Source organism: Aeromicrobium sp. CTD01-1L150 (genome assembly GCF_041951745.1).
Lineage (GTDB): Bacteria > Actinomycetota > Actinomycetes > Propionibacteriales > Nocardioidaceae > Aeromicrobium.
On the sequence record NZ_CP169555.1, the window covers coordinates 3,266,174 to 3,290,904 of the forward strand.

Annotated in this window: 26 protein-coding genes; 10 read left to right on the forward strand and 16 right to left on the reverse strand. The window is 70.8% G+C overall.

From position 1 onward, the window contains the following. The first annotated feature begins 7 nt into the window (after positions 1–7). Positions 8–679, forward strand: coding sequence for a TetR/AcrR family transcriptional regulator (locus ACEVFP_RS16180; protein ID WP_375000473.1), 672 nt, complete (start codon positions 8–10; stop codon positions 677–679). A gap of 33 nt (positions 680–712) precedes the next feature. Here the strand turns inward: ACEVFP_RS16180 and ACEVFP_RS16185 are convergent, their stop codons facing one another. The 6 genes from ACEVFP_RS16185 to ACEVFP_RS16210 all read right to left on the reverse strand — a co-directional run bounded on the left by ACEVFP_RS16185 (position 713) and on the right by ACEVFP_RS16210 (position 7,535). Then, positions 713–2,401, reverse strand: coding sequence for a uroporphyrinogen-III synthase (locus ACEVFP_RS16185; RefSeq protein ID WP_375000474.1), 1,689 nt, complete (start codon positions 2,399–2,401; stop codon positions 713–715). Further along, positions 2,398–3,351, reverse strand: coding sequence for a hydroxymethylbilane synthase (gene hemC, locus ACEVFP_RS16190; RefSeq protein WP_375000475.1), 954 nt, complete (start codon positions 3,349–3,351; stop codon positions 2,398–2,400). Before hemC ends, ACEVFP_RS16185 begins: the two co-directional genes overlap by 4 nt. Beyond that, positions 3,348–4,652: a glutamyl-tRNA reductase gene (locus ACEVFP_RS16195; protein ID WP_375000476.1), complete on the reverse strand. Its 1,305-nt coding sequence runs from the start codon at positions 4,650–4,652 to the stop codon at positions 3,348–3,350. Before ACEVFP_RS16195 ends, hemC begins: the two co-directional genes overlap by 4 nt. 79 nt (positions 4,653–4,731) lie before the next feature. After that, a complete protein-coding gene (locus ACEVFP_RS16200; RefSeq protein WP_375000477.1) occupies positions 4,732–5,430 on the reverse strand; it encodes a redox-sensing transcriptional repressor Rex in 699 nt (232 codons plus the stop codon). Positions 5,431–5,634: 204 nt separating this feature from the next. Continuing rightward, positions 5,635–5,907, reverse strand: a complete 273-nt coding sequence (locus tag ACEVFP_RS16205) for a glutaredoxin family protein (RefSeq protein WP_375000478.1) — start codon at positions 5,905–5,907, stop codon at positions 5,635–5,637. Positions 5,908–5,936: 29 nt separating this feature from the next. Then, positions 5,937–7,535: a class I adenylate-forming enzyme family protein gene (locus ACEVFP_RS16210; protein ID WP_375000479.1), complete on the reverse strand. Its 1,599-nt coding sequence runs from the start codon at positions 7,533–7,535 to the stop codon at positions 5,937–5,939. A 51-nt stretch (positions 7,536–7,586) separates the two neighbouring features. Between ACEVFP_RS16210 and ACEVFP_RS16215 the strand changes: the two genes are divergently transcribed. The 3 genes from ACEVFP_RS16215 to ACEVFP_RS16225 all read left to right on the forward strand — a co-directional run bounded on the left by ACEVFP_RS16215 (position 7,587) and on the right by ACEVFP_RS16225 (position 10,451). Further along, the gene (locus ACEVFP_RS16215; RefSeq protein ID WP_375000480.1) at positions 7,587–8,471 is read left to right on the forward strand and encodes an HAD family hydrolase; all 885 of its coding nucleotides are present in this window, start codon (positions 7,587–7,589) and stop codon (positions 8,469–8,471) included. 110 nt (positions 8,472–8,581) lie between these two features. Beyond that, positions 8,582–9,304: a sigma-70 family RNA polymerase sigma factor gene (locus ACEVFP_RS16220; protein ID WP_375000481.1), complete on the forward strand. Its 723-nt coding sequence runs from the start codon at positions 8,582–8,584 to the stop codon at positions 9,302–9,304. Positions 9,305–9,392: 88 nt separating this feature from the next. Next, a complete protein-coding gene (locus tag ACEVFP_RS16225; RefSeq protein ID WP_375000482.1) occupies positions 9,393–10,451 on the forward strand; it encodes a DUF5667 domain-containing protein in 1,059 nt (352 codons plus the stop codon). Between the two features lie 55 nt (positions 10,452–10,506). Here the strand turns inward: ACEVFP_RS16225 and ACEVFP_RS16230 are convergent, their stop codons facing one another. The 6 genes from ACEVFP_RS16230 to proC all read right to left on the reverse strand — a co-directional run bounded on the left by ACEVFP_RS16230 (position 10,507) and on the right by proC (position 15,572). Further along, entirely contained in the window at positions 10,507–11,823 is a 1,317-nt protein-coding gene (locus ACEVFP_RS16230) for a 1-acyl-sn-glycerol-3-phosphate acyltransferase (RefSeq protein ID WP_375000483.1), read from the reverse strand. Then, a complete protein-coding gene (locus ACEVFP_RS16235) occupies positions 11,820–12,800 on the reverse strand; it encodes an NAD-dependent epimerase/dehydratase family protein (protein ID WP_375000484.1) in 981 nt (326 codons plus the stop codon). The genes ACEVFP_RS16230 and ACEVFP_RS16235 overlap by 4 nt, the downstream gene beginning before the upstream one ends. 5 nt (positions 12,801–12,805) lie before the next feature. Continuing rightward, positions 12,806–12,907, reverse strand: a complete 102-nt coding sequence (locus tag ACEVFP_RS16240; RefSeq protein WP_012359487.1) for a 30S ribosomal protein bS22 — start codon at positions 12,905–12,907, stop codon at positions 12,806–12,808. A 65-nt stretch (positions 12,908–12,972) separates the two neighbouring features. Next, positions 12,973–13,158, reverse strand: coding sequence for a helix-turn-helix domain-containing protein (locus ACEVFP_RS16245; protein WP_375000485.1), 186 nt, complete (start codon positions 13,156–13,158; stop codon positions 12,973–12,975). 241 nt (positions 13,159–13,399) lie between these two features. Then, positions 13,400–14,575, reverse strand: coding sequence for an acetoin utilization protein AcuC (locus tag ACEVFP_RS16250; protein WP_375000486.1), 1,176 nt, complete (start codon positions 14,573–14,575; stop codon positions 13,400–13,402). Positions 14,576–14,774: 199 nt separating this feature from the next. After that, positions 14,775–15,572, reverse strand: a complete 798-nt coding sequence (proC, locus tag ACEVFP_RS16255) for a pyrroline-5-carboxylate reductase (RefSeq protein ID WP_375000487.1) — start codon at positions 15,570–15,572, stop codon at positions 14,775–14,777. A 100-nt stretch (positions 15,573–15,672) separates the two neighbouring features. Here proC and ACEVFP_RS16260 point away from each other — a divergent pair, with 100 nt between their 5' ends. Beyond that, the gene (locus ACEVFP_RS16260; RefSeq protein WP_375000488.1) at positions 15,673–16,632 is read left to right on the forward strand and encodes a bile acid:sodium symporter family protein; all 960 of its coding nucleotides are present in this window, start codon (positions 15,673–15,675) and stop codon (positions 16,630–16,632) included. Between the two features lie 52 nt (positions 16,633–16,684). On the opposite strand, the gene ACEVFP_RS16265 is transcribed toward ACEVFP_RS16260, so the two are convergent. Both ACEVFP_RS16265 and ACEVFP_RS16270 read right to left on the reverse strand, forming a co-directional pair. After that, positions 16,685–17,476: a sugar phosphate isomerase/epimerase family protein gene (locus ACEVFP_RS16265; protein ID WP_375000489.1), complete on the reverse strand. Its 792-nt coding sequence runs from the start codon at positions 17,474–17,476 to the stop codon at positions 16,685–16,687. 19 nt (positions 17,477–17,495) lie between these two features. After that, positions 17,496–18,407: a Ppx/GppA phosphatase family protein gene (locus ACEVFP_RS16270; protein ID WP_375000490.1), complete on the reverse strand. Its 912-nt coding sequence runs from the start codon at positions 18,405–18,407 to the stop codon at positions 17,496–17,498. A 50-nt stretch (positions 18,408–18,457) separates the two neighbouring features. Here ACEVFP_RS16270 and ACEVFP_RS16275 point away from each other — a divergent pair, with 50 nt between their 5' ends. The 4 genes from ACEVFP_RS16275 to disA all read left to right on the forward strand — a co-directional run bounded on the left by ACEVFP_RS16275 (position 18,458) and on the right by disA (position 22,519). Continuing rightward, positions 18,458–19,216 (forward strand): hypothetical protein, encoded by a 759-nt coding sequence (locus tag ACEVFP_RS16275; RefSeq protein ID WP_375000491.1) that lies wholly within the window; start codon positions 18,458–18,460, stop codon positions 19,214–19,216. A gap of 126 nt (positions 19,217–19,342) precedes the next feature. Further along, positions 19,343–19,981, forward strand: coding sequence for a VOC family protein (locus ACEVFP_RS16280; RefSeq protein WP_375000492.1), 639 nt, complete (start codon positions 19,343–19,345; stop codon positions 19,979–19,981). A gap of 39 nt (positions 19,982–20,020) precedes the next feature. Further along, on the forward strand, positions 20,021–21,442 hold the full coding sequence (radA, locus tag ACEVFP_RS16285) for a DNA repair protein RadA (RefSeq protein WP_375000493.1): 1,422 nt from the start codon (positions 20,021–20,023) through the stop codon (positions 21,440–21,442). Positions 21,443–21,451: 9 nt separating this feature from the next. Further along, a complete protein-coding gene (disA, locus tag ACEVFP_RS16290) occupies positions 21,452–22,519 on the forward strand; it encodes a DNA integrity scanning diadenylate cyclase DisA (RefSeq protein ID WP_375000494.1) in 1,068 nt (355 codons plus the stop codon). 79 nt (positions 22,520–22,598) lie between these two features. On the opposite strand, the gene ACEVFP_RS16295 is transcribed toward disA, so the two are convergent. Continuing rightward, entirely contained in the window at positions 22,599–23,315 is a 717-nt protein-coding gene (locus ACEVFP_RS16295; RefSeq protein ID WP_375000495.1) for a hypothetical protein, read from the reverse strand. Positions 23,316–23,368: 53 nt separating this feature from the next. On the opposite strand from ACEVFP_RS16295, the gene ACEVFP_RS16300 reads away from it, so the two are divergent. Continuing rightward, a complete protein-coding gene (locus ACEVFP_RS16300) occupies positions 23,369–24,289 on the forward strand; it encodes an A/G-specific adenine glycosylase (protein WP_375003858.1) in 921 nt (306 codons plus the stop codon). A gap of 102 nt (positions 24,290–24,391) precedes the next feature. Here the strand turns inward: ACEVFP_RS16300 and ACEVFP_RS16305 are convergent, their stop codons facing one another. Continuing rightward, positions 24,392–24,700, reverse strand: coding sequence for a hypothetical protein (locus ACEVFP_RS16305; RefSeq protein WP_375000496.1), 309 nt, complete (start codon positions 24,698–24,700; stop codon positions 24,392–24,394). Between the last annotated feature and the right edge of the window lie 31 nt (positions 24,701–24,731).

A 24,731-nucleotide genomic window follows, 5' to 3' on the forward strand; every position in this document is an offset into this window, starting at 1 on the left:
GATGTCAATGGCAACTCGCGCCCAGCTCAGCCAGGAGCGCAGCCGCCAGCGCCGCGAGCTCCTCCTGGCCGCAGCCATCGAGCTGTTCGCCGAGGGAGGATCACGCGCCGTCACCCACCGCGCCGTCGCCGCCGCGGCCGGGCTCCCTCCAGCCAGCACGACCTACTACTTCGAGTCGATCGAGGAGCTGCTGCGGGCAGCGCTCGCCGACCACGTGGCGCGGTGGCGTCACGAGCTCGACCAGCTCTCCGGCCTGGAGTCGATGCCACGCGCCCACATCTCGGTGGACGAGGCGACCACCGTGATCGGCCAGGTCTTCGCGGCCCGGGGGCCGGACGTCGCGGCCAGGGAGCTGTCCATCCTGCTCGCGGTCGCCCGCGACGACGCACTGCGCGACGAGGCGCGCGCGACCCTCGAGGGCTTCGAGGAGCTGGCGGCGCGGTGGCTCGCGATCCTCGGCGTCCCCGACGGAGAACGCGTGGCCCCGACGATGCTCGCCCTCGTGGCCGGCACAGCACTGCGTCGCCAGAGCGGCCAGTACAGCGAGCAGGAGGAGGCCCGCATGCTCAGCGAGGGTCTGCGAGACCTGGTCGGGGCTCACCTGCAGGGGCGCGAGGCGATCGACCAGGTGATCGAGAGCACCATCGCGGCGGCCACCGAGAGGGACGCCGGAGCCTAGTGTGCTGAGGCGACCCGGCGTCCCTGCCCGGGGTCACGCCTTGCGACGCGAGGAGGGTCGCTTGTAGGAGGGCTTGGTGACCGGCTCACCGGCCTCGATGAGCGCAAGGCGGCGTGCAGCACCGAACTCCGCGAGAGCGTCGGCGAGCACCTCCACCGACGGCTGCTCGGCCATGACATCGACCCGCAGACCGTGCTCCTCGGCCGTCGCGACCGTCGCCGGACCGATGCAGGCGATGATCGTGGACGCGTGCGGCTTGCCGGCGATGCCGACGAGGTTGCGCACGGTGGAGCTCGACGTGAACATCACGGCATCGAACTTGCCGGTCTTGATCGCCTCACGCGTCGGCGCCGGCGGCGGGGCGGCGCGCACGGTGCGGTAGGCGGTCACGTCGTCGACCTCCCAGCCGAGCTCCTGCAGACCGGCCACGAGCGTCTCGGTGGCGATGTCGGCCCGCGGCAGGAACACCCGGTTGATGGGGTCGAGAAGCTCGTCGTAGGGCGGCCAGTCCTCCAGCAGCCCTCGTGCGGACTGCTCGCCGCTGGGCAGCAGGTCGGCCTTGATGCCCCACGTCGCGATCGCCTCGGCGGTCTTGTCACCGACGGCGGCGATCTTCAGGCCGGAGAACGCCCGGGCGTCCAGGCCGTACTCCTCGAACTTCTCACGGACCGCCTTGACCGCGTTCACGCTCGTGAAGGCCACCCACTCATAGCGCCCCTCGACGAGACCACGCACGGCCTTGTCCATCTGCTGCGGGTTGCGGGGCGGCTCCACCGAGATCGTCGGGACCTCCTCGGAGACCGCGCCGAAGGAACGCAGGCGGGTCGCGAGGCTGGCCGACTGCTCCTTGGTGCGCGGCACCAGGACCCGCCAGCCGTACAACGGCTTGGTCTCGAACCAGGACAGGGCATCACGCATCTGCACGACGTCCCCGACCACGGTGATGGCCGGTGAGGTCATGCCGGCGGCGCGTGCGTCGTCGGCGATGGCCTCCAGGGTGGAGACGACCGTGGTCTGCTCGGTGGTGGTACCCACGCGGGTCATCGCGACCGGGGTCTGCGGGGAGCGACCGGCCTCCACCAGTCCGGCGGCCGCCTCACCGATGCGGGCGACGGCCGACAGCAGCACCAGCGTGTCGTCGCCGGCGTAGTCGGGCCAGGACACCGAGGAGTCACCGACGCTGACCACCCGGTACTCGCGGTTCCCCTTGTTGGTCAGCGGGACACCGGCATAGGCAGGCACGGCCGAGACCGAGGAGATGCCGGGCACGATCTCGAACCCGATGCCGGCCTTGGAGCAGGCAGCCGCCTCCTCCGGTGCCGTGGCATACGTGAACGGGTCGCCGCCGACCAGACGGACCACGTGCGCCCCGGTCTTGGCGTGGCGCACCACGAGACGTCCGAGCGCGGAGTGGGTCAGCGGGGAGCCGTCCTCGGCGAAGCCGTCGACGATCTCGGCCTCGTTCGTGACGAGCGAGGCGAGCTCGGCGTGCTCGACGATGACGACGTCGGCCTGCGCGAGCAGCTCGGCCGCGCGGACGGTCAGCAGGCTCACGTCGCCCGGCCCCGCGCCGACGAAGCTGACGTGTCCCAAGGGTTTGCTGGACTTGCCGCCAGGCCTGGCCGGTACGGAGGACGAGGAGGGGGCGCTGGTGGCCTTCTCGCGGGTCGCGGTGCTGGTGCTCACAGTGGTGCTCTTCTTCCTTGACTGCCGTGTGGTCATGAGACGCTCCCCGCCCGTGACGTGGCCACGAGGTCGGCGGCGCCCTCGGCGAGCATCTCGGCAGCGAGACGCTCCCCGATCGCGGACGGCTCGTCGAGCGAGCCGGACGCGGACAGGCGGATGGTGGGCGAGCCGGAGGGATCTCCGACGGTGGCCCGCAGCCAGACCTCGTCGCCGTCGTCTCCCCAGACGACGTCGGCGAGGGCTCCGACGGGCGCGCTGCAGCCTGCCTCGAGGGTGGCAAGCAGGCTGCGCTCGGCCGTCACGGCGGCCCGGGTGTCCGGGTCGTCGAGAACGGCGAGCAGCTGAGCGGTGGCGTCGGCGTCGACGCGGCACTCAACGGCGAGGGCTCCCTGGCCGGGAGCGGGCAGGACCTGGATCGGGTCCAGGATCTCGGTGGCCTCGTCCTGGCGGCCGAGGCGCAACAGTCCGGCGCGGGCGAGGACGACGGCGTCCAGCTCCCCGCTGGCGACCTTGCCGAGCCGGGTGTCCACGTTGCCACGCACCCCCACCACCTCGAGGCCGAGGCCGAGGGCGTTGAGCTGGGCCTGACGACGCGGCGAGCCGGTGCCGACGCGCGAGCCGACGGGAAGCTCACCCAGGCTGAGGCCGTCACGGGCCACGAGGACGTCACGGGCGTCCTCACGCTGGGTGACGGCCGCCAGCACGAGACGGGGATCGGGCGCTGTGGGCAGGTCTTTCAGCGAGTGCACGGCGAAGTCGACCTCCCCGGCGATGACCGCCTCGCGCAGGGCCGCGACGAACACACCGGTGCCGCCGAGGTCCTGCAGGCGCGACGTCTGGTCACGGTCGCCCTCGGTGCTCACCGCGACGAGCTCCACGCTCGCCCCGGTGAGCTCGGTGAGCCGTTCAGCCACCAGGCCGGACTGGGTGGTGGCGAGGTCGCTGGCCCGGGTGCCCAGACGAAGGGGGGAGGTCACCTCAGTCATGACTTGTCCCTCCCCACCTGTGTGACCGCGTCGACCGCGGCCGGGTCGAGCGCGAACAGGTCCGACAGCGCGTCGGCGTACGTGAGGTTGCCGGGTGAGTCCATGAGTTGCTGCACGCGCACCGTGGGTGCGTGGATGAGCTTCTCCGCCACGCGGCGCAGCGCGTTGCGGACCTCGGCGACCTGCTCGTCCTCGAGCCCCTTGAGCCGTGAGGTGAGCCGCGTCGTCTCCGCCTCGACGATCTCGGTGGCCATGCCGCGCAGCGCCACCACGGTGGGGGTGACGCGCGAGGCCGACTTGGCAGCAAGGAAGCTGCGCACCTCCTCATCGACGATGGTGCGGACCTGCTCGACGTCGCCGGCGAGCTCGGCGTTCTCCGACCGGCCGGCGAGCACCACGAGGTCGATGACGGTGACACCGGACAGGTCGGCGACCTCGGGGGCGACGTCACGCGGAAGGGCCAGGTCGATGACGACCATCGAGCGCTCAGCAGCCCCGGCAAGGGCGCTGCCGATGCGCTCGGCGTCGAAGACGTGGCCGGCCGCACCCGTGCAGCTGATGACGACGTCGGCCGCCGCCAGCTCGACGTCCAGGGACTCCCACCGCACGGCACTGACGCCGAAGGTGGCGACCAGCTCGTAGGCCCGTTGGAAGGTGCGGTTGGCCACCATGATCCGTCGTGGCTCCACGCCCCGCTCGATCAGCGTCCGCACCGCAAGGTTGGCCATCGTGCCGGCACCGGCCACCAGGAAGCGGGCCTGCGGGTCCTCGATGACCGCACCGGCGGCGTCCAGCCCGGCGGTCACGGTGGATGGGGCCAGCCGGTCGATGCCGGTCTCGGCATGGCCACGCTTCCCGATGCGCAGGGCTTGCTGGAACAGGGCGTTGAGCGAGGAGCCGACCGTGGACTCGGCCTGGCCGCTGTGCAGCGCGGCGCGGACCTGGCCGAGGATCTGGCTCTCGCCGAGGATCATCGAGTCCAGCCCGGAGGCGACCCCGAACAGGTGCGCCACCGCGGAGTCGTCGTAGTGGACGTAGGCGTTCTGTGCCAGCTGCTCACGGTCGAGACCGGCGTGCTCACCGAGCAGACGGGTCACGTCCTCGACGGCACCGTGGAAGCGCTCGGCCTCCACGTAGACCTCCACACGGTTGCAGGTGGAGATGACGGCAGCCTCGCTGACGGCGTCGTTCTCCAAGGCCCGGTGGGACAGCTTGACTGCGGCTCCGGTGTCGAGGGAGGCACGCTCGAGCACGTCGATGGGCGCACTGCGGTGGGACATGCCGACGACCAACACGCTCATCGCGCCACCGCCGTCAAGAAGTGCGAAGAATACGCCGCAGGCGCGATGAAGTGCTGTCGGTTCACTCGCTGACGCTCGCTCATCCTGCAACCTCCTCGTCGGGGCCGACCTGATCGGTCGATGCCTTGCGCTGCTCGTGGTAGGCGAGGATCTGCAGCTCGATGGACAGGTCCACCTTGCGGACCTGCACGGCATCGGGCACCTGCAGCACCGCCGGGGCGAAGTTCAGGATGCTGGTGACCCCGGCGGACACCAGGGCGTCGGCCACGTCCTGGGCGGCCTCCCCAGGAGTGGCGACGACGGCGATCGAGATGTCGCCGTCGCGCACCACCTGCTCGAGCTCGTCGAAGGGTCGCACCAGGACCCCGCCGAGCGACGTGCCGATGCGATCGGCGTCGGTGTCCAGGATCGCCTTGACGTTGATGCCGCGCGAGTCGAAGCCCTGGTAGGTCGACAACGCCGAGCCGAGGTGCCCGGCGCCGACGATCACGACGTCCCACACCTGGGTCTGCCCCAGCTCGCGAGCGATGTGGTGGCGCAGCAGCGCCACGTCATAGCCCACGCCGCGGGTCCCGTAGGAGCCCAGGTGGGACAGGTCCTTGCGCAGCTTGGCCGGGTTGACGCCGGCCGCCGCGGCGAGCTCGCCGGAGGAGCAGGTGGCGGTACCGGCCTCGGCGAGGGCACCCAGCGCCCGCAGGTACACGGGCAGGCGTGCGACGGTGGCATCGGGGATGCCACGGTCGGCCTGGGCAGGCCGGTCGGTGCGCAGAAAGGTCACGGTGCTCCATCACGCCGCGGCGGGATTCGTCCTGAGGTGGACGGGCGCGGCGAGACCTGAGTTTACGAGTGTGTGAACGGGTTAACAAAATCGAGCCGCGGGCCGGGTGCCACATCTCACAAGCGGCGTGGTAGAGACAGCGGGAGTTCTGCGCGGTGCGCCCTCGCGCCCTCGCACGGTCGCGCCACGCACGCGGTGCCCTGTTCAGCGGGTGAGCGCGGCCCCCAGACGGGTGGCGTCGACACGCCAGAAGTCATGCTGGTGCCCGTCGACGAACGTGACGGGCACCTGGTCGGTGAAGGCCTCCACGAGCGCCCGGTCCCCCGTGATGTCGACCGTCGTCCAGGAGTCACCCGTCCGCTCGCAGACGTCCGCCACGACCTCCTCGGCCTGCTCGCACAGGTGGCACCCGGGGCGGGTGAACAACACCACCCGGGCGTCGCGCGCGTGCGGGACCTTCGGGCGCCTAGCGATCACTGGTACAGACCGATCACGAGATCACCGGTTCATGCCTCGGCCGCGCCGAGCCCGAGGGCCTCGCTGCGCGCGAGCGCCCGCAGGCGGCCCTTGGCCACCTTGCCGGTCGCCGAGTACGGCAGGTCGTGCACGACGATCACGTTGCTCGGCTGCTTGAAGCGCGCCAGGTGGTGCGTGGCGTGCTCGGTGACACGGCGCACGACCTCCTCGTCGGTGACGCCGCTCGTGGCCACCACGAACGCCACCACGGCCTCGCCGGTCCGCTCGTCCGGCACCCCCACGACCCCGACCTCGCGGACGATGTCCACGGCACCGAGGACCTCCTCGACCTCCGAGGGGTAGACGTTGAAGCCGGAGACGATCACCAGCTCACGGAGCCGGTCCACGAGCACGAGCTCGCCACCGTCGTCCAGGTACCCGACGTCGCCCGTGGGGTACCAGCCGTCGGGGCGTGGGCCGTCGGCACCGTCGGGCCAGTAGCCCGAGAAGACGTTGTCGCCCCGGACCCAGATCTCCCCGGGGTCTCCGGGCTCGGCCTCGCGCTCACCGTCCTCGATGATGCCGACCTCGACGCCCGGCAGCGGACGACCGACCGTTCCCGGCGTCGGCCCCTGTCCGTCGGCGCGGTCGGCGTGGCCGACCAAGGTGAAGGAGATGACCGGCGCCGTCTCGGTCTGACCGTAGCCCTGCTCGACGTGGTGGCCACTGGACTCCAGGAAGGAGGCGGCGAGCTCGGGGTCCAGGTTGGAGGCTCCCGAAAGCACCCGTCGCACCCCGGACAGCGCTTGTCGAAGGTCGTCACGCCCGGCCCAGGCAGCGATGACCGGCGGCGCGAGCGGAAGGTTGGTGACGCCCTCCTCCGCGATGGTGCGCAGCAGCTCGTCGGGGCGGAACCCGTCGACGAGCACGAGCCGGGCACCCTGGCGGACCGCCTGGCCCAGCACCGCGTTGAGGCCGTACACGTGGAACAGCGGCAGCAACCCGAGCACGACGTCGTCCGGCCCCAGGGGTGGTGGTTCGATCGCTGCGGCCTGCTCGACGTTGCTCAGCAAGGCACGGTGGGTGAGCACCGCGCCGCGGGGACGGCCGCTGGTGCCGGACGTGTAGAGGATGACGGCGCGCGCCTCGGGGTCGGGCGGGGCGATCGGGTCGGTCCTGGGAGCCTGCGCCACGAAGGTGTCGAACGACGTCTCGCCGCGCTTCGCCTTGGCGCCGTCGACGACCACCTGCAGGTCGTCGATCCCGCTCCCGCGGGAGCCCACCTGTTCACAGGCGGACCTGACGGCGTCGACGCCGATCTCGTCGCACAGCACCAGCTGGGCGCCGCAGTCCTGCAGCATGCGGGCGATCTCGCCGGCCGTCGCACGAGGGTTGACCGGGACGGCCACCATGCCCCCGCGCAGGATGCCGAAGTAGGCGACGGCGAGGTCGATCCGGTTGACCATGACGACGGCGACACGGTGCCCAGCGCGAAGACCCCGACCGCTCAGGCCCCGGGCCACGGCGTCCACCGCCGCATCGAGGTCGGCCCATGAGAGCTCGCGTCGACCATCCCGGTCCTCCACGAGCGCGACGGCATCGGGACGCCGCGTCGCCGTCTCGCGGAGCAGGTCGCTCACATTGCTCATCACCCACCCGAGTCAACCACAGGGCACCCGGTCAGCCGATAGTGTGCAGCCATGACGAGCGAACGCGTCGGTTCCGCGACGCGGAACCTGCGGTCGCGCTCGGTGCTGGCCGGGCAGGCAGCCGCATCCACGGCCGAGGTGGAGCACGCGCTCGCACCCCGACCGGACCCCCATGCCGCGGCGTTCTTCGACGTCGACAACACCCTGATGCAGGGTGCCTCCATCTTCCACCTCGCTCGGGGCCTGCACCGGCGCGACTTCTTCACGACGTCGGACATCCTGCGCGCCGGGTGGCAGCAGATGTACTTCCGGCTCGCCGGCGTCGAGGACCCCGAGCACATCGCCAAGGCACGCTCCTCCGCGCTCTCCTTCATCGCCGGACACCCGGTCAGCGAGCTGGAGGAGATCGGCGAGGAGATCTTCGACGAGAGCATGGCCTCGCGCATCTGGCCCGGCACGCGGGCCATCGCCCAGCAGCACCTGGACCGGGGTGAACGCGTCTGGCTGGTCACCGCCGCCCCCGTGGAGGTGGCGCGCGTCATCGCCAGGCGTCTCGGTCTCACCGGCGCGCTGGGCACCGTCGCCGAGCACGTGGACGGGGTCTACACCGGCGAGCTCGTCGGCGAGATGCTGCACGGCGAGGGCAAGGCCGTGGCGGTCCGGGCGATCGCCGAGCAAGAGGGACTGGACCTGGCACGGTGCTCGGCCTACTCCGACTCCAGCAACGACCTGCCCATGTTGTCGCTGGTCGGCCATCCCTGCGCGGTCAACCCCGACGCCCGACTCCTCGCCCACGCCCGAGCGAACGGCTGGCAGGTGCGCGACTACCGCACCGGTCGCAAGCTGGCGCTCGCGAGCACCAAGACCGCGCTCGCCGGGGCCGCCGCCATCGGCGCGTGGCAGGTGGCGCGACTCATCCGTCGTCGCACCTCCTGAGGGCGCCCAGCCCGCCAGCGGATCGCGCGTCCGGTTCATGAGTTGAGCCGACCACCTGACAGAAACTGTCACAGCGGGTTACGATGCGAACTGATCGCGGGAGGAACGACGTGACGATCGACTTGGGAGCTTTGCGCCTTGCAGTCGCGCACGCCCTGAGCACGCCCGACGACGCCTCGCTCACCGTGGCGCTGGCCTCCACGAGCACGACCCACGGCACCGCACCCTCCGGCCACGGCCCGAGCACCACCAGCACGAGCCCACCCGATGCCGCAGGAGACCCCGAGCAGCTGCGCATCCAGGCTCTCGTCGACCTCGCGCGCAACGGTGACGCCGAGGCCTTCGGACAGCTCTACGACCACTACGTCAGCGGTATCTACCGCTTCATCTACTACCGCGTCGGGTCGACGCACCTGGCCGAGGACCTCGCGAGCGAGACGTTCGTGCGCGGCCTCCGGGCGATCCAGAGGTTCAACTGGCAGGGCAAGGACTTCGGTGCCTGGCTGACCACCATCGCCCGCAACCTCATCGTCGACCACTTCAAGTCCAGCCGTGCCCGGCTCGAGGTGGTGGCCGACGCCGTGCCGGAACGGCACGACACGCAGTCGGGCCCCGAGGACGGCGTCCTGGAGCTGCTCACCAACGAGATCCTCTACGACCTCGTCGCCAACCTGCCGCCGGAGCAGCGCGACTGTGTCCTGATGCGCTTCATCCAGGGCTTGAGCATCGCCCAGACGGCAGCGGCCCTCGGCCGCAGCGAGGGCGCCATCAAGCAGCTGCAGCTGCGGGCGGTTCGCAACCTGGCCAAGAAGATCCCGGCGGACCTGCAATGAGCATGAGTCGCACGCCACGTCGCTGCTGCCGTAACGGCGGCATCCGAACGGTCGTTAGACGTCACAGAACCCCCGAGAGGACGACCCGATGATCCGCCGCCGCGACGACGCCCACGCCTTCCAGGAGGCGTGGGAGAACGGCGCGCCCGCGCAGGGTGAGGTGGCCGAGCTGGTGCAGGCCGCCGAACGACTGTGCGAGAGCGCCGTCGCCGAGCCGTCCGCGGACTTCCGCCTCGCGTTGCGTGAGCAGCTGATGGCCGAGGCCGAGGACGTCCTCGTGGCCCGTCCGGCCGTTCGTCCCGCCGCGACCACCAGCTCGACGTCGCGCCGGACGCGCCGCCGCCTCGCCGCGGCCACCGCCGCCTGCGTCGCCTCCTTCGGCGCGATCTCGCTGGTCGCCAGCAGCGCCACGGCCATGCCGGGCGATGTGCTCTACCCCGTCAAGCTCGGTGTCGAGAACGTCCAGCTGTCCTTCAAGGACGACGGGGCCGACCGTGGGACCTACCAGCTCGATCGGGCCACCGAGCGTCTGCGCGAGGCGGAGGCGGTGGCTGGCGACGCTGACCAGCACGGGCGGCTGCCAGGGCTCCTTGCGGACTTCACGAGCCAGGCAGAAGACGGATCCAACACCCTGTTCGGCTCCTTCACCACCGACGGCGATGAGGCCTCGATCGAGACGGTCAACGACTTCGTCACGCGCTCCACCACGGTCCTGGCCGCGATCGCCGAGACGGATCTCCCTGCGGACGTCGACGCCGCCTGGGACGATGCCGCCAAGGCAGTCAGCGCGCTGGCTCTGGAGTCCTCCCGGCTGTGCGGCTCCTGCGACAAGGCGGACGTCGACGACCTGCTGCGGTCCGTGGCTTCGGGCGCCGATGCACAGCGCGTGAGGCCGGTCGAGCCGCCGTCCAGCGAGCCGAGCAGCGCACCACGCAGATCCAGGACCGTCACTGCGTCACCGGTGGAGCCGGCGACCTCGCCCACGTCGGCGGCACCCACCCGCAAGACCTCCCCCACGCCGTCCACCTCCTCGGGCCTGCGTGGCATCACCGACCCGGTGGTTGGCGGCCTGCTCGGCGACGACGACACGGTCGGCCTGGTGCCGGGCCTGCTCGACGGTCTGCTGGGCGGCGGCAGCAGCAAGTAGCGGCGTCCCTCGCCGCGGGTACCAGGCGGTGGCCGCCGGGGCGAGCCTCAGCCGGTCAGAAGAACGCGTTGCCCCGGTCGACCAGCAACGCGTACAGGGTCTGCTGGATCGTCTCGCGCACCTGATCGGTGACGTTGAACAGCAGCATCGGGTCATCGGCCTGCTCCGGTTCGTAGGCATCGGTACGGATTGGTTCACCGAACTCGATGATCCACTTGCTGGGCAACGGCACCATGCCCAACGGCCCCAGGAGCGGGAAGAACGGTGTGATCGGCAGGTAGGGCACACCGAGCAGACGCGCCAACGACGCGACGTTGCCGATCAGCGGGTAGATCTCCTCGGCTCCCACGATGGAGACCGGCACGATCGGCACCTGGGCCCGCATGGCCGACGACACGAACCCTCCGCGTCCGAAGCGCTGCAGCTTGTAGCGCTCGGTGAACGGCTTGCCGATGCCCTTGAAGCCCTCCGGCCAGACACCGGCGACCTCTCCTGAGCTGAGCAGTCGCTCGGCGTCCTGGGTGCAGGCCAGGGTGGCACCCACCTTGCGAGCCATCTGACCGACGAACGGCAGCGCGAAGACCAGGTCAGCCCCGAGGGGACGCAGGTCGCGACCGCTGTACTTCTTGACCGCGTACCCGGTCATGACGCCGTCGATGGGAACGGTGCCTGAGTGGTTGGCCACCAGGAGGGCACCGCCCTCGGTGGGGATGTTCTCGGCGCCGCGAACCTCCAGACGGAACCAGCTCTCGGCGAGCGGCTCGACCGCAGAGGTGAGGATCTCGGTGATCTGGGGGTCGAAGCCGAACTCGTCGACCGCGTAGTCACCGGCCAGCCGCTGGCGCAACGCCGACAGGACCGTGGCGAGGCGCTGCTCCCAGTCCGTCCCGAGCACACGCTGAGCCGCGCCCACGAACGCCTGGGCGAGGTCCTCCATCGCGATGCCGGGCATGGACGCCGCGCCGGCCGTCCGGGTCTCACGGGCCGCCTGCTCGGCGGCGGCCGCGGCGGCCGCTGCTGCGTCGTCCTCGGTGACGGCCCGCAGGCGTGGCTCCTCGCCGCCGGTCTTGCTCTCGGTGGGCCGGGTCCGGGCCTTGGCGCTGCTCCGGGACGAGGTGGCCTTGGTGCCTGCGGTGGCGCGGCTGGCTGCCGTGGCCTTCTTGGTGGCTGTGGTGCTGCGGGGGTTCGCGGCACCGGCGGCGGACTTCTTGGTGGCTCCTGAGGCGGTGGTGGAGGACTTCTTCTTGGCGGGGCCGCGTCGAGGGGCGGAGCCGCCGGCGAGCGAGCGCGAGGCCGACGACGGCGACCCGGCGGCACGGGTGCCACGGCCGGCGGGACCGTTGGTGCCGATCGTGCGGCGGTCGTCGTTCATGCTCGCGCTCCGATCACCGAGAGCACCCCGGGCCGGACGGCTTCGCGGTACTCCTCGAAGACCTCCTCGGTGGTGTGCTGCGGCTCGAACCCGAAGATGTCGCGCAGCGCCGTGGTGTCGACCGCTCGGCCATAGGTGAGCAGGCGGTGCAGGTCGGGCGAGATGTTGCCCCCCATCACGCGCGTGACCCGAGCGGCGGCTGAGGCGAACCCCAGCGATGGCAGCGGGATGAGCGGCCGTCCGAGCCGACGGGCGGCCTGGGAGAGCAGGATGACGCCGTCGCCAGCGAGGTTGAAGGTGCCCGGGCGGTCGCGGGTGACAGCCTCGGTGAGGACGGCGACGGCGTCGTCGACGTGGCAGAACTGCAACCGGGGGTCGTAGCCGATGGCGGCGGGCAGCATCGGGTTCTGGAAGAAGTCGCGCAGCGGGGTCTCGATGGCCGGGTGCAGGACCTGGGCCGCTCGGATGGTCGTGATGAGCACGTCCGGGCGACGTCGCGAGAAGCCGCGGACATAGCTCTCCACCTCCACGATGTCCTTGGGGAACCCTGATCGTGTGCCCCCACGAGCGGTGAGCGACTCGGTGAACATCGCCGGGTCCCTGGGCGAGGAGCCGTAGACCGCGGCGGAGGACGCAAGGACGAGCTTGGTGACGATGCCGGAGCGCTGGCAGGCGGCCAGGAGCTGCATCGTCCCGATGACGTTGCGCTCCTTGGAGTTGCCGGCGCGGCTGCTGTCCGGCGCGACGTCCAGGTGCACGACGGTGTCGACGTCCTCCACCGCCATGACCTTGCCGATCACCGGGGTGCGGATGTCGGCCCGGACGAACTTGACGCCGCCGAGCTCACCCTCCGGTGGTCGCAGGTCGATGCCGACGACGCGACTGATGCCGAGGTCCTCGCCCACTGCGGCGAGCTGACGCGAGAAGCGCGCGGCGAAGGAGCCCGCGACACCCGTGACGAGGACGACTCGGCCCATGGGCCTTACTTGCCGAGCTTGCGGCGCTGGACCCGCGTGCGCTTGAGCATCTTGCGGTGCTTCTTCTTCGACATCCGCTTACGACGCTTCTTGATGACTGAACCCACAGGTGACCCTTCGCATTACTGTTGACGACAGAAACCCCACGATACGTGGCGGGCAAGAACGTTGTTCAGCCGGCCTCGAAGAAGGACTTCTGCAGATAGGCCTCCATGGCCTCCTCGGTCACTCTGAAGCTACGACCCACGCGGATGGCCTCCAGCTCGCCGGAGTGGACGAGCCGGTAGACGGTCATCTTCGAGACACGCATCCTCGAGGCCACCTCGGCCACGGTCAGGAACGTCGCTCCCGCTGCCATGCGTACACCTGCTTCCTGAAGGGCACGCGCGCTCCCCGGCTTCCCCACCGGGGAGTGAACGCGCGTGCTTGAGGTTGACCCTAGTGCCTGATGGGGCGTGAGGGATAGTGATTGCCCAACCGACGGACACCGGCGGGGATGCCGGGCCTGGGGGTACCTCCCAGCACGGAGCGCAGCGAAGTGCTTGGGGGAGGGCGGCAAACGGAACAGCGGCGGTGCCGGGCCGTGGACGGCAAACGGATCAGAGCGTGGGGTCGATGCCGAGGGAGGGGAAGCTCTCCACGCGCGCGGCCTGGATGGAGCGGTCGAGCCAGCTGGCAGGGTCGAAGCCCAGCTCCCAAGGGCGGTAGCCGGCCGAGCGTCCGTCGCCCATGCGGTACGGCGCGCCGGTGCCGCGTAGGCGGCTGACCTCCTGGCGCCAGGCTTCGGGGGTGGGGGTGGCGGGGTCGATGTCACGGTCGGCCGCCACGGCGAGGAGGTGGGTCCAGATGCGGGGCACGACGTCGGTGACCGCGTAGCCACCTCCGCCGGTGATGATCCAGCGGCCACCCGCGACCTCCTCGGCGAGGTCGCGCAGTGCCTTGTAGGTGGCGAGCTGGCCGTCCACGCTGAGCATGAGGTTGGTGAGCGGGTCGTCCATGTGGGAGTCGCAGCCGTGCTGGGTGATGAGCACGTCGGGCCCGAACTCGCGCAGCACCTGCGGCACGACGGCGTGGAAGGCGCGCAACCATCCGGCGTCGGAGGTCCCGGGGGGAAGGGCCACGTTGACGGCTGACCCCTCGGCTCCTGTGCCTCCGGTCTCGGTGGGCCAACCCGTGCCGGGGAAGAGGGACTGTGGGCCCTCGTGGACGGAGATCGTGAGCACTCGCGGGTCGTCGTAGAAGATCTGCTGGACGCCGTCCCCGTGGTGGGCGTCGACGTCGACGTAGGCGACCTTCTGCGCGCCCTGGTCCAGGAGCCAGGCGATGGCCACGGCGACGTCGTTGTAGATGCAGAAGCCGCTGGCCTGGGCGGCCATGGCGTGGTGCAGTCCTCCGGCGATGTTGATGGCGCGCTTGTTCTCTGCGGTCCAGACCCGGCGCGCGGCCTCCACGGTGGCGCCGGCGATGAGGGCGCTGGCCTCGTGCATGCCGGCGAAGACCGGGTTGTCCTCCGTGCCCAGACCGATCGTGGGGTCGCTGTGGGTGGGGTGGGCGGAGAGCTTGCGGACGCGCTCGACGTAGCCGGCCTCGTGCACGGTGAGCAGCTGTTCCTCCGAGCAGGGGTCGGCTCCCACGATCTCGAGGTGGTCGAGGATGCCGAGCTCGCGCGACAACGACATCGTCAGCTCGACCCGCACCGGTGCCATCGGGTGGGACTGACCGAAGTTGTAGGCGGTGAGCCGGTCGTCGAAGACCAGGCACGCGCGGTCCGTCATGTCGCCAGCCTACGGTCACCGACGTGGCGGGTATCACGCACCCGGGTCAGGTGCCGGGCCACAAGTCGCCCCACCGGACTCCTGATTCCCATGAACTCATGGGAATCAGGGAACCCACCCCGACTTCCTGTTGCTTACCCCGGTTTGCAAAACGGGGTAAGCAACAGATTCCCGTGGTGAGTTGGACGGCGGGGCCTGCTCAGGACCCGGAGAGCTCGGCCGAGCGGCGTGCTGCCGCGCGGACGCCGGCCACCAGCCCGTCGCGAACGCCACGCTCGTCGAAGGTGTCGATGGCCGCTGCCGTGGTGCCGTGCGGTGAGGTCACGCGGCGACGCAGCTCCGCCGGCGGATCGTGAGAGGTGTTGAGGAGCTTCGCCGCACCGACCAGGGTCTGCGCGGCGAGGGTTCGGGCGACCTGTTCGTCGAGGCCCGACTCGACGCCGCCGGCGATCATCGCCTCGGCGAGGTAGAAGACGTAGGCGGGCCCGGAGCCGGAGACGGCGGTGAGGGCGTCCTGCTGTTCCTCGTCGACGACGACCACCTCGCCGCTCGTGGCGAGCAGGTCGACGACGCTCTGCAGCTGGTGGGCGTCGCAGGAGGAGCCGGCCGAGACCCCGAACATCCCCTCACCCACGAGCGCCGGGGTGTTGGGCATCGCACGGACGACAGCGACACCCTCGGCGACACGGGCCTCGATGGTCGCGGTGCGCACCCCCGCCGCCAGCGAGACGACCACGGCAGCGGGCGCCAGGGAGCCGGAGATCTCCTCCAGGAGCGTGCCGACGTCCTGCGGCTTGACCACGACCAGCACGATGCCGGCGTCGACGACGGCGTCGGCGGGATCGAGGACCTCGACGTCGTACCGTTCGCGGAGCTCGTCGGCGCGGTCGGGGAACTTCTCAGCCACGACGACGTCGGCGTGGCCTGCCGCGATGATGGCCGAGAGCAGCGTCTCCCCCATCACGCCGCCGCCCAGGACTGCAATGCGTGCGGACATGCCATCACCCTAGTGCCCCCCAGGTATGCAGGTTTCCCAACACCAGTGGGGTGGACGGTCCTCGCGAACCGCGGGCCTGGGCGGTGCGTAGGCTCGCCGGGTGCGCCTGAGGCCGGACCCCTTCATCGTGCTGCTGATGCTGGCGGCAGTGGTGGCCACCGTCCTGCCGGCCACCGGTACGACGTTCGATGCGCTGCGCGTCGTGATGGCGGTGGCCATCGGACTGCTGTTCTTCCTCTACGGCACCCGGCTCTCCACGGCCGAGGCGCTCGCCGGCCTGCGGAACTGGCGTCTGCAGGTGCTGCTCCTGCTGACGACGTTCGCCGTCTTCCCGGTGCTCGGACTGGCCGCCGGTCTGCTCCTGGCGTCGGTCCTGACGCCAGGACTGGCGGCAGGGGTGCTGCTGTTGTGCGCGGTCCCCTCCACGATCCAGGGTTGCGTCGTCTACACCCGGATCGCCAGCGGCAACACGGCTGCTGCAGTGGTCAGTGCCTCGGTGTCCAACCTGGTCGGCGTCTTCCTGACACCTGCGCTCGTGGCGGTGCTCATGAGCGCCGACGCCCGGGTCGACGCCGCGTCGGTGCTGCGGATCGTGCTGCAGCTGCTCGCACCGTTCATCCTCGGCCAGCTGGTCCGGCCGCTGCTCGGAGGCTGGGTCACCCGACACGACCCCCGGCTACGGGTCTTCGACCGCTCCAGCATCGTGCTCGTCATCTATGTCGCCTTCAGCGAGGGCGCGACGGCCGACGTGTGGGCCGCGGTCCGGCTCGTCGACGCGCTCGTGGTCTCCGTGGTGTGCGTCGTGCTGTTCGTCGTCGTCCTCGCGTGGATCCTGGGCGTCGGACGTCTGGCCGGGTTCAGTCGTGGCGACCGGGTGGCCATGCTGTTCTGCGGGTCCAGCAAAAGTCTGGCCAGCGGACTGCCCATGGCCACCGTGCTGTTCTCCAGCAGCGACGTCGCGCTCCTGGTGCTGCCGTTGATGCTCTACCACCAGATACAGATGATCGCTGGTGGCGTCATCGCAGGACGGCTGGGGCAGGCCTCGGGCGGGACGTCCTGAGGCGCGGGCTCACGTTGGTGCCTGGTGCCGACGCCCCGCCAGCTCGTTGTGCTCAAGTGTGCAGCCGGGTGAAGGCGAGCGCCTCGAGAAGGTCGCTCTCGCGGGACTGCTGGTCGCCGGACTTGCGGGTGTTGATCTCGACCACGACGTCACGGTCGTAGCCACGGTCCGCGAGGTGCTCCAGGAAGGCTGCGCACGGCTGGGAGCCGCGGCCCGGTACGAGATGCTCGTCCCTGGGCGAACCGTGGGAGTCGGCGATGTGCACGTGCGCGAGCCGATCGCCGAGGATGCGGGCCATCTCCACCGGGTCCTCCCCGGCAGTGCCGCTGTGGGAGAGGTCGAGCGTGACGTGGTCGTAGTCCTCGTCGACGGGGTTCCAGTCCGGCAGGTACGCCTGGAACTCGCGCTTGCCGGTGCGCCACGGGTACATGTTCTCGACCGCGTAGACGATGCCGTGCTCGCGCTCGAGGTCCGCGATGCCCTCGACGAACCCACGTGCGTAGTCACGCTGCCAACGAAACGGCGGGTGCACCACGACGACGCCGGCCCCGAGCTCGGCGGCCATCTCGGCGCTGCGGTGCAGCTTGCCCCATGGGTCGGTCCCCCACACCCGCTGGGTGAGCAGCAGCGTCGGTGCGTGCACGGAGAACACCGGGATCTGGTGGAACTCCGACAAGGAGCGGCAGGCGTCGATGTCGGTGCTGACGTCGTCGATCCCGACCATCACCTCGACCCCGTCGTACCCGAGCCGGGCGGCCACCTCGAACCCGCTCGCCGTGGTGCCCGGATAGACCGACGACGTCGACAGACCGATACGCATCCCGCTGCGCCCAGACTCGTTCATACCGTCTCGCACATGACGGCTACAGAGCATCCAGGTGTTGCAGGAGGACACCCTCGCGCAGCGCCCACGGGCAGATCTCCAGCTCCGAGAGCTCAAAGAGGTCCATGGCCGCCTCGGCGACGAGTGCTCCGGCCACCATCTGGTGGGCACGGTCGACCGAGACACCGGGGAGACGGGCGATCTCGTCGGTCTCCAGGCCGACGATCTCACTGATCAGCGGACCGAGGTCGGCGCGGCGCAGCACCCGTTTGACGAAGTCCCCGTCGCTGGCGGGGGCCGCGCCGCACATGCGGGCCAGCGAACGGAACGTCTTGCTGGTGGCCACGGCGTGGTCGAACGCACCGCCGCGCAGCACGGCGCCGGCGTCCTCGGCCAGGGCGGTACGCACGTACTTGCGCAGCGCGTCGGGGCCTTCGCCGGCGTCCAGCCACTCCCGGGTGAGCCGGCCTGCACCGAGGGGGTGGGACTGTGCGACGTCCGGCTGCTCGTCGGACCCGACGGCCAGCTCCAGCGACCCCCCGCCGATGTCGAGGACGCCGAGACGACCCGACGACCAGCCGAACCAGCGCCGCACGGCGAGGAACGTCAGCCGGGCCTCATCCTCGCCGGGCAGCACATCGACCTCGATGCCACTGGCCTCACGGACGGCCGCCAGGACCTCGTCGGCGTTGACCGCGTCCCGAACCGCGGACGTGGCGAACCCGACGACGAGGGAACACCCTCGGTCCTCGGCCTCCGCCTTGGCCTGGACGACGTACTTGACGAGCCGGTCCACGCCGTCGTCGGTGACCCGTTGCTCGGCGTCCAGCTGCTCGGCGAGTCGCAGTGGTTCCTTGAACGAGGAGGCCGGCAGCGGCGGGCCGCCCCGGTAGGCGTCGACGATCAGCAGGTGCCCGGTGTTCGACCCGATGTCGAGGACGCCCATGCGCATGTCTCCATCCTCCCACGGTCCGTGTGGCGTGCGGTCCTACAGTGGGGCCGATGCCCGAGATCGACCTCGGACTCCCCCGCTCCTGGGTGGAGTTCACCAATCCTGACGACGCCGATGAGGTGTTCCGCTGCGACCTCACGTGGCTCACCTCTCGGTGGACCTGCATCTTCGGCGGGGGTGCAGCCGGGGGCACGTGTCCGGGCATCTACGCCTCGAGCCCCGACGCCGGGTGCTGCACGCTGGGTGCGCACTTCGCCGACGAGGACGACCACGCAAGGGTCGCGACGGCCGTCGAGCGCCTGACGCCCGAGCAGTGGGAACGCCACGCCGAGGGCACCGGGCCACAGGGCTGGACGGAGACCGACGGCGACGGCGAGCTCAAGACCCGCGCCGTCGACGGCGCCTGCATCTTCCACAACTCGCTCGGCTTCTCCGGTGGGTACGGCTGCTCGTTGCACGGCCTGGCGCTGGCCGAGGGCGTCGAGCCGCTGGAGCTCAAGCCGGACGTCTGCTGGCAGCTGCCGCTGCGACGCCAGTTCCGTGACGTCGAGCGCGGCGACGGCACGTCCTACCTGGAGGTGCAGATCGGCGAGTACACCCGGGCCGGGTGGGGGCCGGGTGGGGCCGACCTGGACTGGTACTGCTCGTCCAACACCGAGGCGCACGTCGCTCCCGAGCCGCTGTACATCACGAACCGGGCCGAGCTGGTGGCGCTCATGGGTGAGGCCGCCTACGCCGAGCTGGAGCGTCAGTGCGAGGCACACCTGGCCGCCGGCGCACCCAACACACACCCCGCCACGGCCGACTGAGCCGGGCGACGGTGGGCCGACGCCAGCCCCCGCAGACGCCTGGCACGACTGTCTCCACGGTGGCGCGGCGCATCAGCACCCACCCCCGCCTCCGTGCCCCTCATCGGTCTCTGGCAACAATGACCCATGCACCTCGACCATCTCTCCTTCGCTGCCGGACCGGGCGGGCTCAGTGCCACCACCGATGACTTGGAGGGCCTGCTGGGTGCGCCGTTCCTCGACGGCGGCGCGCACCCCCGGTTCGGCACCCGGAACATGATCCTGCCGCTGCAGAACCGCCAGTACCTGGAGGTCGTGGAGGTCCTGGACCACCCGGCGGCGGACAAGGCGGCGTTCGGGCAGGTGGTGCGCCAGCGTTCCGAGGCCGGTGGCGGCTGGATGGCCTGGTGCGTCTCGGTGGAGGACATGACCGCGGTGGAGCACCGTATCGGCCGTCACGCCGTGCCGGGCAACCGTCGTCGCCCTGACGGGTTCAATCTGCAGTGGCGCCAGATCGGCACGAGCAGCATGAAGGTCGACCCGCAGCTGCCCTACGTCACGTGCTGGGACATCGATGCCTCCGAGCACCCGTCGCAGATGGCCCCGTCGGACATCAGTCTGGTCGCCCTGCAGATGGCCGGCGCCCCGGAACGGCTGTCGGGCTGGCTCGGCGAGCCGGCGGTGACCGCCCTGGAGCAGATCACCGTCGAGTGGGTCGCTCCCAATGCCCAGCCGGGCATCATGTCGGTCACGTTCCGCACCCCGAACGGCGACGTCACGATCTGAGCGTGACCTGCTGTCGGCGCCCCGAACTAGGCTGACTTCATGCCCCCCAGCAGCAAGGCCCACAACACCAGGGCCAAGCGCCCCGTCTACGCCTGCGCGGAGTGCGGCTGGACCACCACCAAGTGGGTGGGCCGCTGTGGTGAGTGCCAGGCCTGGGGCACGGTCGACGAGCGCGCCGCGGACCGCTCCACGGGACGCACCGCGCCGGCAGCCGTCACCAGCACGGCCCGTCCGATCAGCGAGGTGACGGTCACCGAGGCCGCCAGCGTGCCCTCAGGCATCGGCGAGCTGGACCGCGTCCTCGGTGGCGGTGTCGTGGCCGGTGGTGTCCTGCTGCTGGCGGGCGAGCCGGGGGTCGGAAAGTCCACCCTCCTGCTGGAGCTGGCGGCTCAGTGGGCTCGCCAGGGGCGGCGCACCCTGTACGTCTCCGGTGAGGAGTCGGCGGCCCAGGTGCGGCTGCGGGCCGAGCGCACGAACGCCGTCCACGACGAGCTGTACCTCGCCGCCGAGACAGACCTCGGCGCCCTGCTCACCCACGTCGAGCAGGTGCAGCCGAGCCTGCTCGTGGTCGACTCCGTGCAGACGATCGGCTCGGCCGACGTCGACGGTGTGCCGGGCGGAGTCACCCAGGTGCGCGAGGTCGCGTCATCGCTCATCCAGCGCGCCAAGAGCCCAGGGATCGGCGGCGCAGCGATCGCCACCGTTCTCGTCGGCCACGTCACCAAGGACGGCTCGGTCGCCGGCCCACGCGTGCTGGAGCACCTGGTGGACACCGTCCTGCAGTTCGAGGGTGATCGCACCTCAAGGCTGCGGCTGCTGCGCGCGGTGAAGAACCGTTTCGGCCCGGTCGATGAGATCGGCTGCTTCGACCTTGCCGACGCCGGACTGGTGGAGGTGCCCGACCCGACCGGCCTGTTCGTGTCCCGGCACGACACGCCCGTCTCCGGCACCTGCGTCACAGTGACCATGGAGGGCCGGCGCCCCTTGCTGGCCGAGGTGCAGGCGCTGTCGGTGGAGACCAACGCGCCGTCGCCACGACGCACCTCCAGCGGCCTGGACTCCTCCCGGGTCGCCATGATCCTGGCCGTCCTCACCAAGCACTGCGGCATCAACCTCTCCAAGCACGACGTGTACGCCGCCTCCGTCGGCGGCGCTCGGCTCGTCGAGCCATCGGTCGACCTCGCCGTGCTCGTCGCGGCCGCCTCGGCGGCGACCGGCGCCCTGGCCCCACCCGACCTCGTGGTGCTCGGCGAGGTCGGCCTCGCCGGCGAGGTCCGCCCCGTACGCCACCTGGGAGAACGCCTGCGTGAGGCCGCCCGGCTGGGCTTCACACGTGCTGTCGTCCCCGCCGGTTCGCAGGACCTGGAACGTCTCGGCAGCACCATCGCGGTCACCGGGGTCAGCGACGTCGGGACGGCACTTCGGTGCCTGCGTCCCGTGAGCACCACACCGCATCCCTAGACTGACCACGTGGCACCCCGAAGCAACCTGCGCACTGCCCTGGCGACGATCGCGCCGGGCACCGAGCTGCGCGAAGGCCTGGAGCGCATCCTGCGCGGTCGCACGGGTGCGCTGATCGTGATCGGACAGGACAAGCTGGTGGAGTCGATCTCCTCCGGCGGCTTCGACCTCGACGTCCCGTTCACCGCCACCGGGCTGCGCGAGCTGGCCAAGATGGACGGTGCCATCATCGTCGACTCCAGCATCACCCGAATCCTCAAGGCCGGGATCCACCTGATGCCCGATCCGAGCATCCACACCGAGGAGACCGGCACCCGGCACCGCACCGCCGACCGGGTGGCCCGCCAAAGTGGCCTCCCGGTCGTCTCCGTGTCCGCCTCGATGCACCTCATCGCGCTCTACCTCGATGAGCACCGGCACGTGCTGGAGGACGCCGGTGCCGTCATCGGCCGCGCCAACCAGGCCATCGCCACGCTCGAACGCTACCGATACCGCCTCGACGAGGTCACCGACGCCCTGTCGGCGCTGGAGATCGAGGACCTCGTCACCGTTCGCGACGTCGCCGCCGTCGCGCAGCGCCTGGAGATGGTGCGCCGCATCGCCGGCGAGATCGACCACTACGTCCTGGAGCTGGGCACCGACGGCCGTCTGCTCGCCCTGCAGCTGGAGGAGCTCATCGGCGGAGTCGACACCGACCGCGAGCTGCTGGTGCGCGACTACATGCCCGGCGGACGGCGCCGGCGCCCGGTCGAGTCGGTGCTGGCCGACCTCGCCTCCATCGAGTCGTCCTCGCTCGTGGAGCTCGGCTCAGTGGCCCAAGCCCTGCGCATCGGCACCGACACGACGCTCGACGCACCGCTGGCTCCTCGGGGACACCGTCTGCTGTCGCGGGTTCCCCGTCTGCCCGCCAGCGTCATCGACCGGCTGGTCGAGCACTTCGGGACGCTGCAGAAGCTGCTCGGAGCGAGCATCGACGACCTGCAGGCCGTCGAGGGCGTCGGGGACCTGCGCGCCCGTGGCGTCCGCGAGGGGCTGTCCCGACTGGCCGAGTCCAGCATCCTCGAACGCTACGTCTGACGGGCGTGGTCCGCGGGCGGCCACCCGGCGGCCCTGCCGAGGCTCCAGCCGACACGCACCAGGTTGAAGGACCCGGTGCTCACGACTCGTCCGACGTGTCCTCGTCCTCCCCACCACCGTCCTCGTCGGGTTCGTCGTCCTCGTCGGCGCTCTCCTTCTTGGGCTTCTCCAGCAGTCGGAAGGTCGTCTTGCCTGGCTCCCCTCCCAGGGTGCCGATCCGCAGGGCGTACTTCCCTGAGGACGCCCAGCCCTCCTTCTTGTCGCAGGCCGGTCCCGAGCCGCGGCCGGACCAGGTCGCGGTCGCGACGGTGGACCACTGGGGCGACAGCGCCACGGGATCATCCAGCAGGGTGGTCGTCCGGCAGACGTCGGAGTCCCAGACGGCGTTGCCGTCCGAGGAGATCACCGCGGCCACGTCGCCGGCATCGGGACGGAAGGTGCAGGGCTCCTCGGCCGTGGTGGACAGGGCCAGCTGGATCGTGACCTTGCCCTTGGTGGTCTGCTCCGGCGGGACGTGCGGAGTCATCCGGATGCTCTCCAGGTCGCACGGATCACCGCCGGCCTCCAGCGAGACGGTGGTCTCCTCGGCGTTCGTGCCGACCTCCTGAGCCTCCTCGGTCGCACTGGGGCTGGGGCTGGGTTCGCTCTCGGCCGCCGGGGACGGCTCCGGTGCCGCCGTCTCGGCGTCCTCACCCTCGGGCCAGAGCGTGACACCCACCCATGCCACCAGCAACACCGCCGCAAGGAGCAGGAAGCGTCGCCTCCAGTAGATCGCGGAGGGCAGAGGACGGTTCACCCCTCCAACGCTAACCGCGTGGACGTCCCGACTAGGCTCGACGCGCCATGAGGATGTCTTCTGCCGCCCCCGGCCCGGCACCCCCGCCGGGCTCGTCTGTCGCCCGCGTCGCAAGGATCCACGAGGACATCGTCGGATGGTTCGACGCAGCAGCGCGGGACCTGCCGTGGCGCTCGAGCGCCGGCCTGCCGGATCCCTGGGCCGTCCTGGTCTCCGAGCTCATGCTGCAGCAGACTCCTGTCGCTCGCGTCCGTCCCGTCTTCGAGGAGTGGGTGCAGCGGTGGCCCACACCGTCGGACCTGGCGGCCGAGCCGGCGAGCGAGGCCGTGCGGGCCTGGGGACGTCTGGGGTACCCGCGCCGGGCACAGCGCCTGCATGCTGCGGCCGTGGCGATCACCGAGGAGCACGGCGGTCAGGTTCCCGACGACCACGCCATGCTGCTCGACCTACCGGGTGTCGGTGAGTACACCGCTGCTGCCGTCGCCTCGTTCGCGTTCGGGCAGCGGCACGTCGTCCTGGACACCAACGTGCGACGCGTGCTCGTGCGTGTCCTGCACGGCGATGCGTTCCCGGCACCGTCGGTCACGACGGCCGAACGTCGCCTCGCGGCGTCGATGCTCCCGGCCGACGTCGCACCGCATCGTTGGGCCGCAGCGACGATGGAGCTGGGAGCTCTTGTGTGCACCGCGCGGTCCCCTCGCTGCGACGAGTGTCCGGTGAGCTGGGCCTGCCGCTGGCACCTGGCAGGCCACCCCGCCCACGAGGGACCGCCCCGGCGCGCTCAGGCTTGGGCGGGCACGGACCGCCAGTGCCGTGGCCGCCTCATGGCCGTGCTGCGCGACGCCGAGGGTCACGTTCCCAAGACGACGCTCGACGCCGTGTGGGAGGACGAGACCCAGCGTGAGCGCTGCCTGGACAGCCTGCTCGACGACGGCCTCGCCACCGTGCACGACGACGGCACGTTCAGTCTCTGAGCACCTTTCCCTCGGCACTCCTTTGACCGCACCTGTGGTCGAGAGCCGGCCGCCGGCCCTGTTCCCGCACCACTGGTAGCCGTCCTGACGACCACCGATCGCTCAGGGCGCGGGCGGCCCGGGGTCGCCGGCGCGTCTGCGCCCGACGACGAACGCCGCCACCGCAGTGACCACACCGGCGACGACGAGCAGCAGCCCGGCGATACGGAACCACTTGGGCGAGCTCTCGTGGTCCATGATCTCCTCGAAGCTCTCGATGGAGATGTTGCAGCCGCTCTCCTCATCGACGTACCCGGACGACGGCTGCCCGTCGGGCACACACTCCCCATCGGGCGGACCCGGCTGCAGGACGAAGGCGACGACTCCGAGTGCCACCAGAGCGCCGGCCACCAGGAGCAGGATCTTGTTCATGGCAGGTGATCCAACCACTGAACGACGAGGC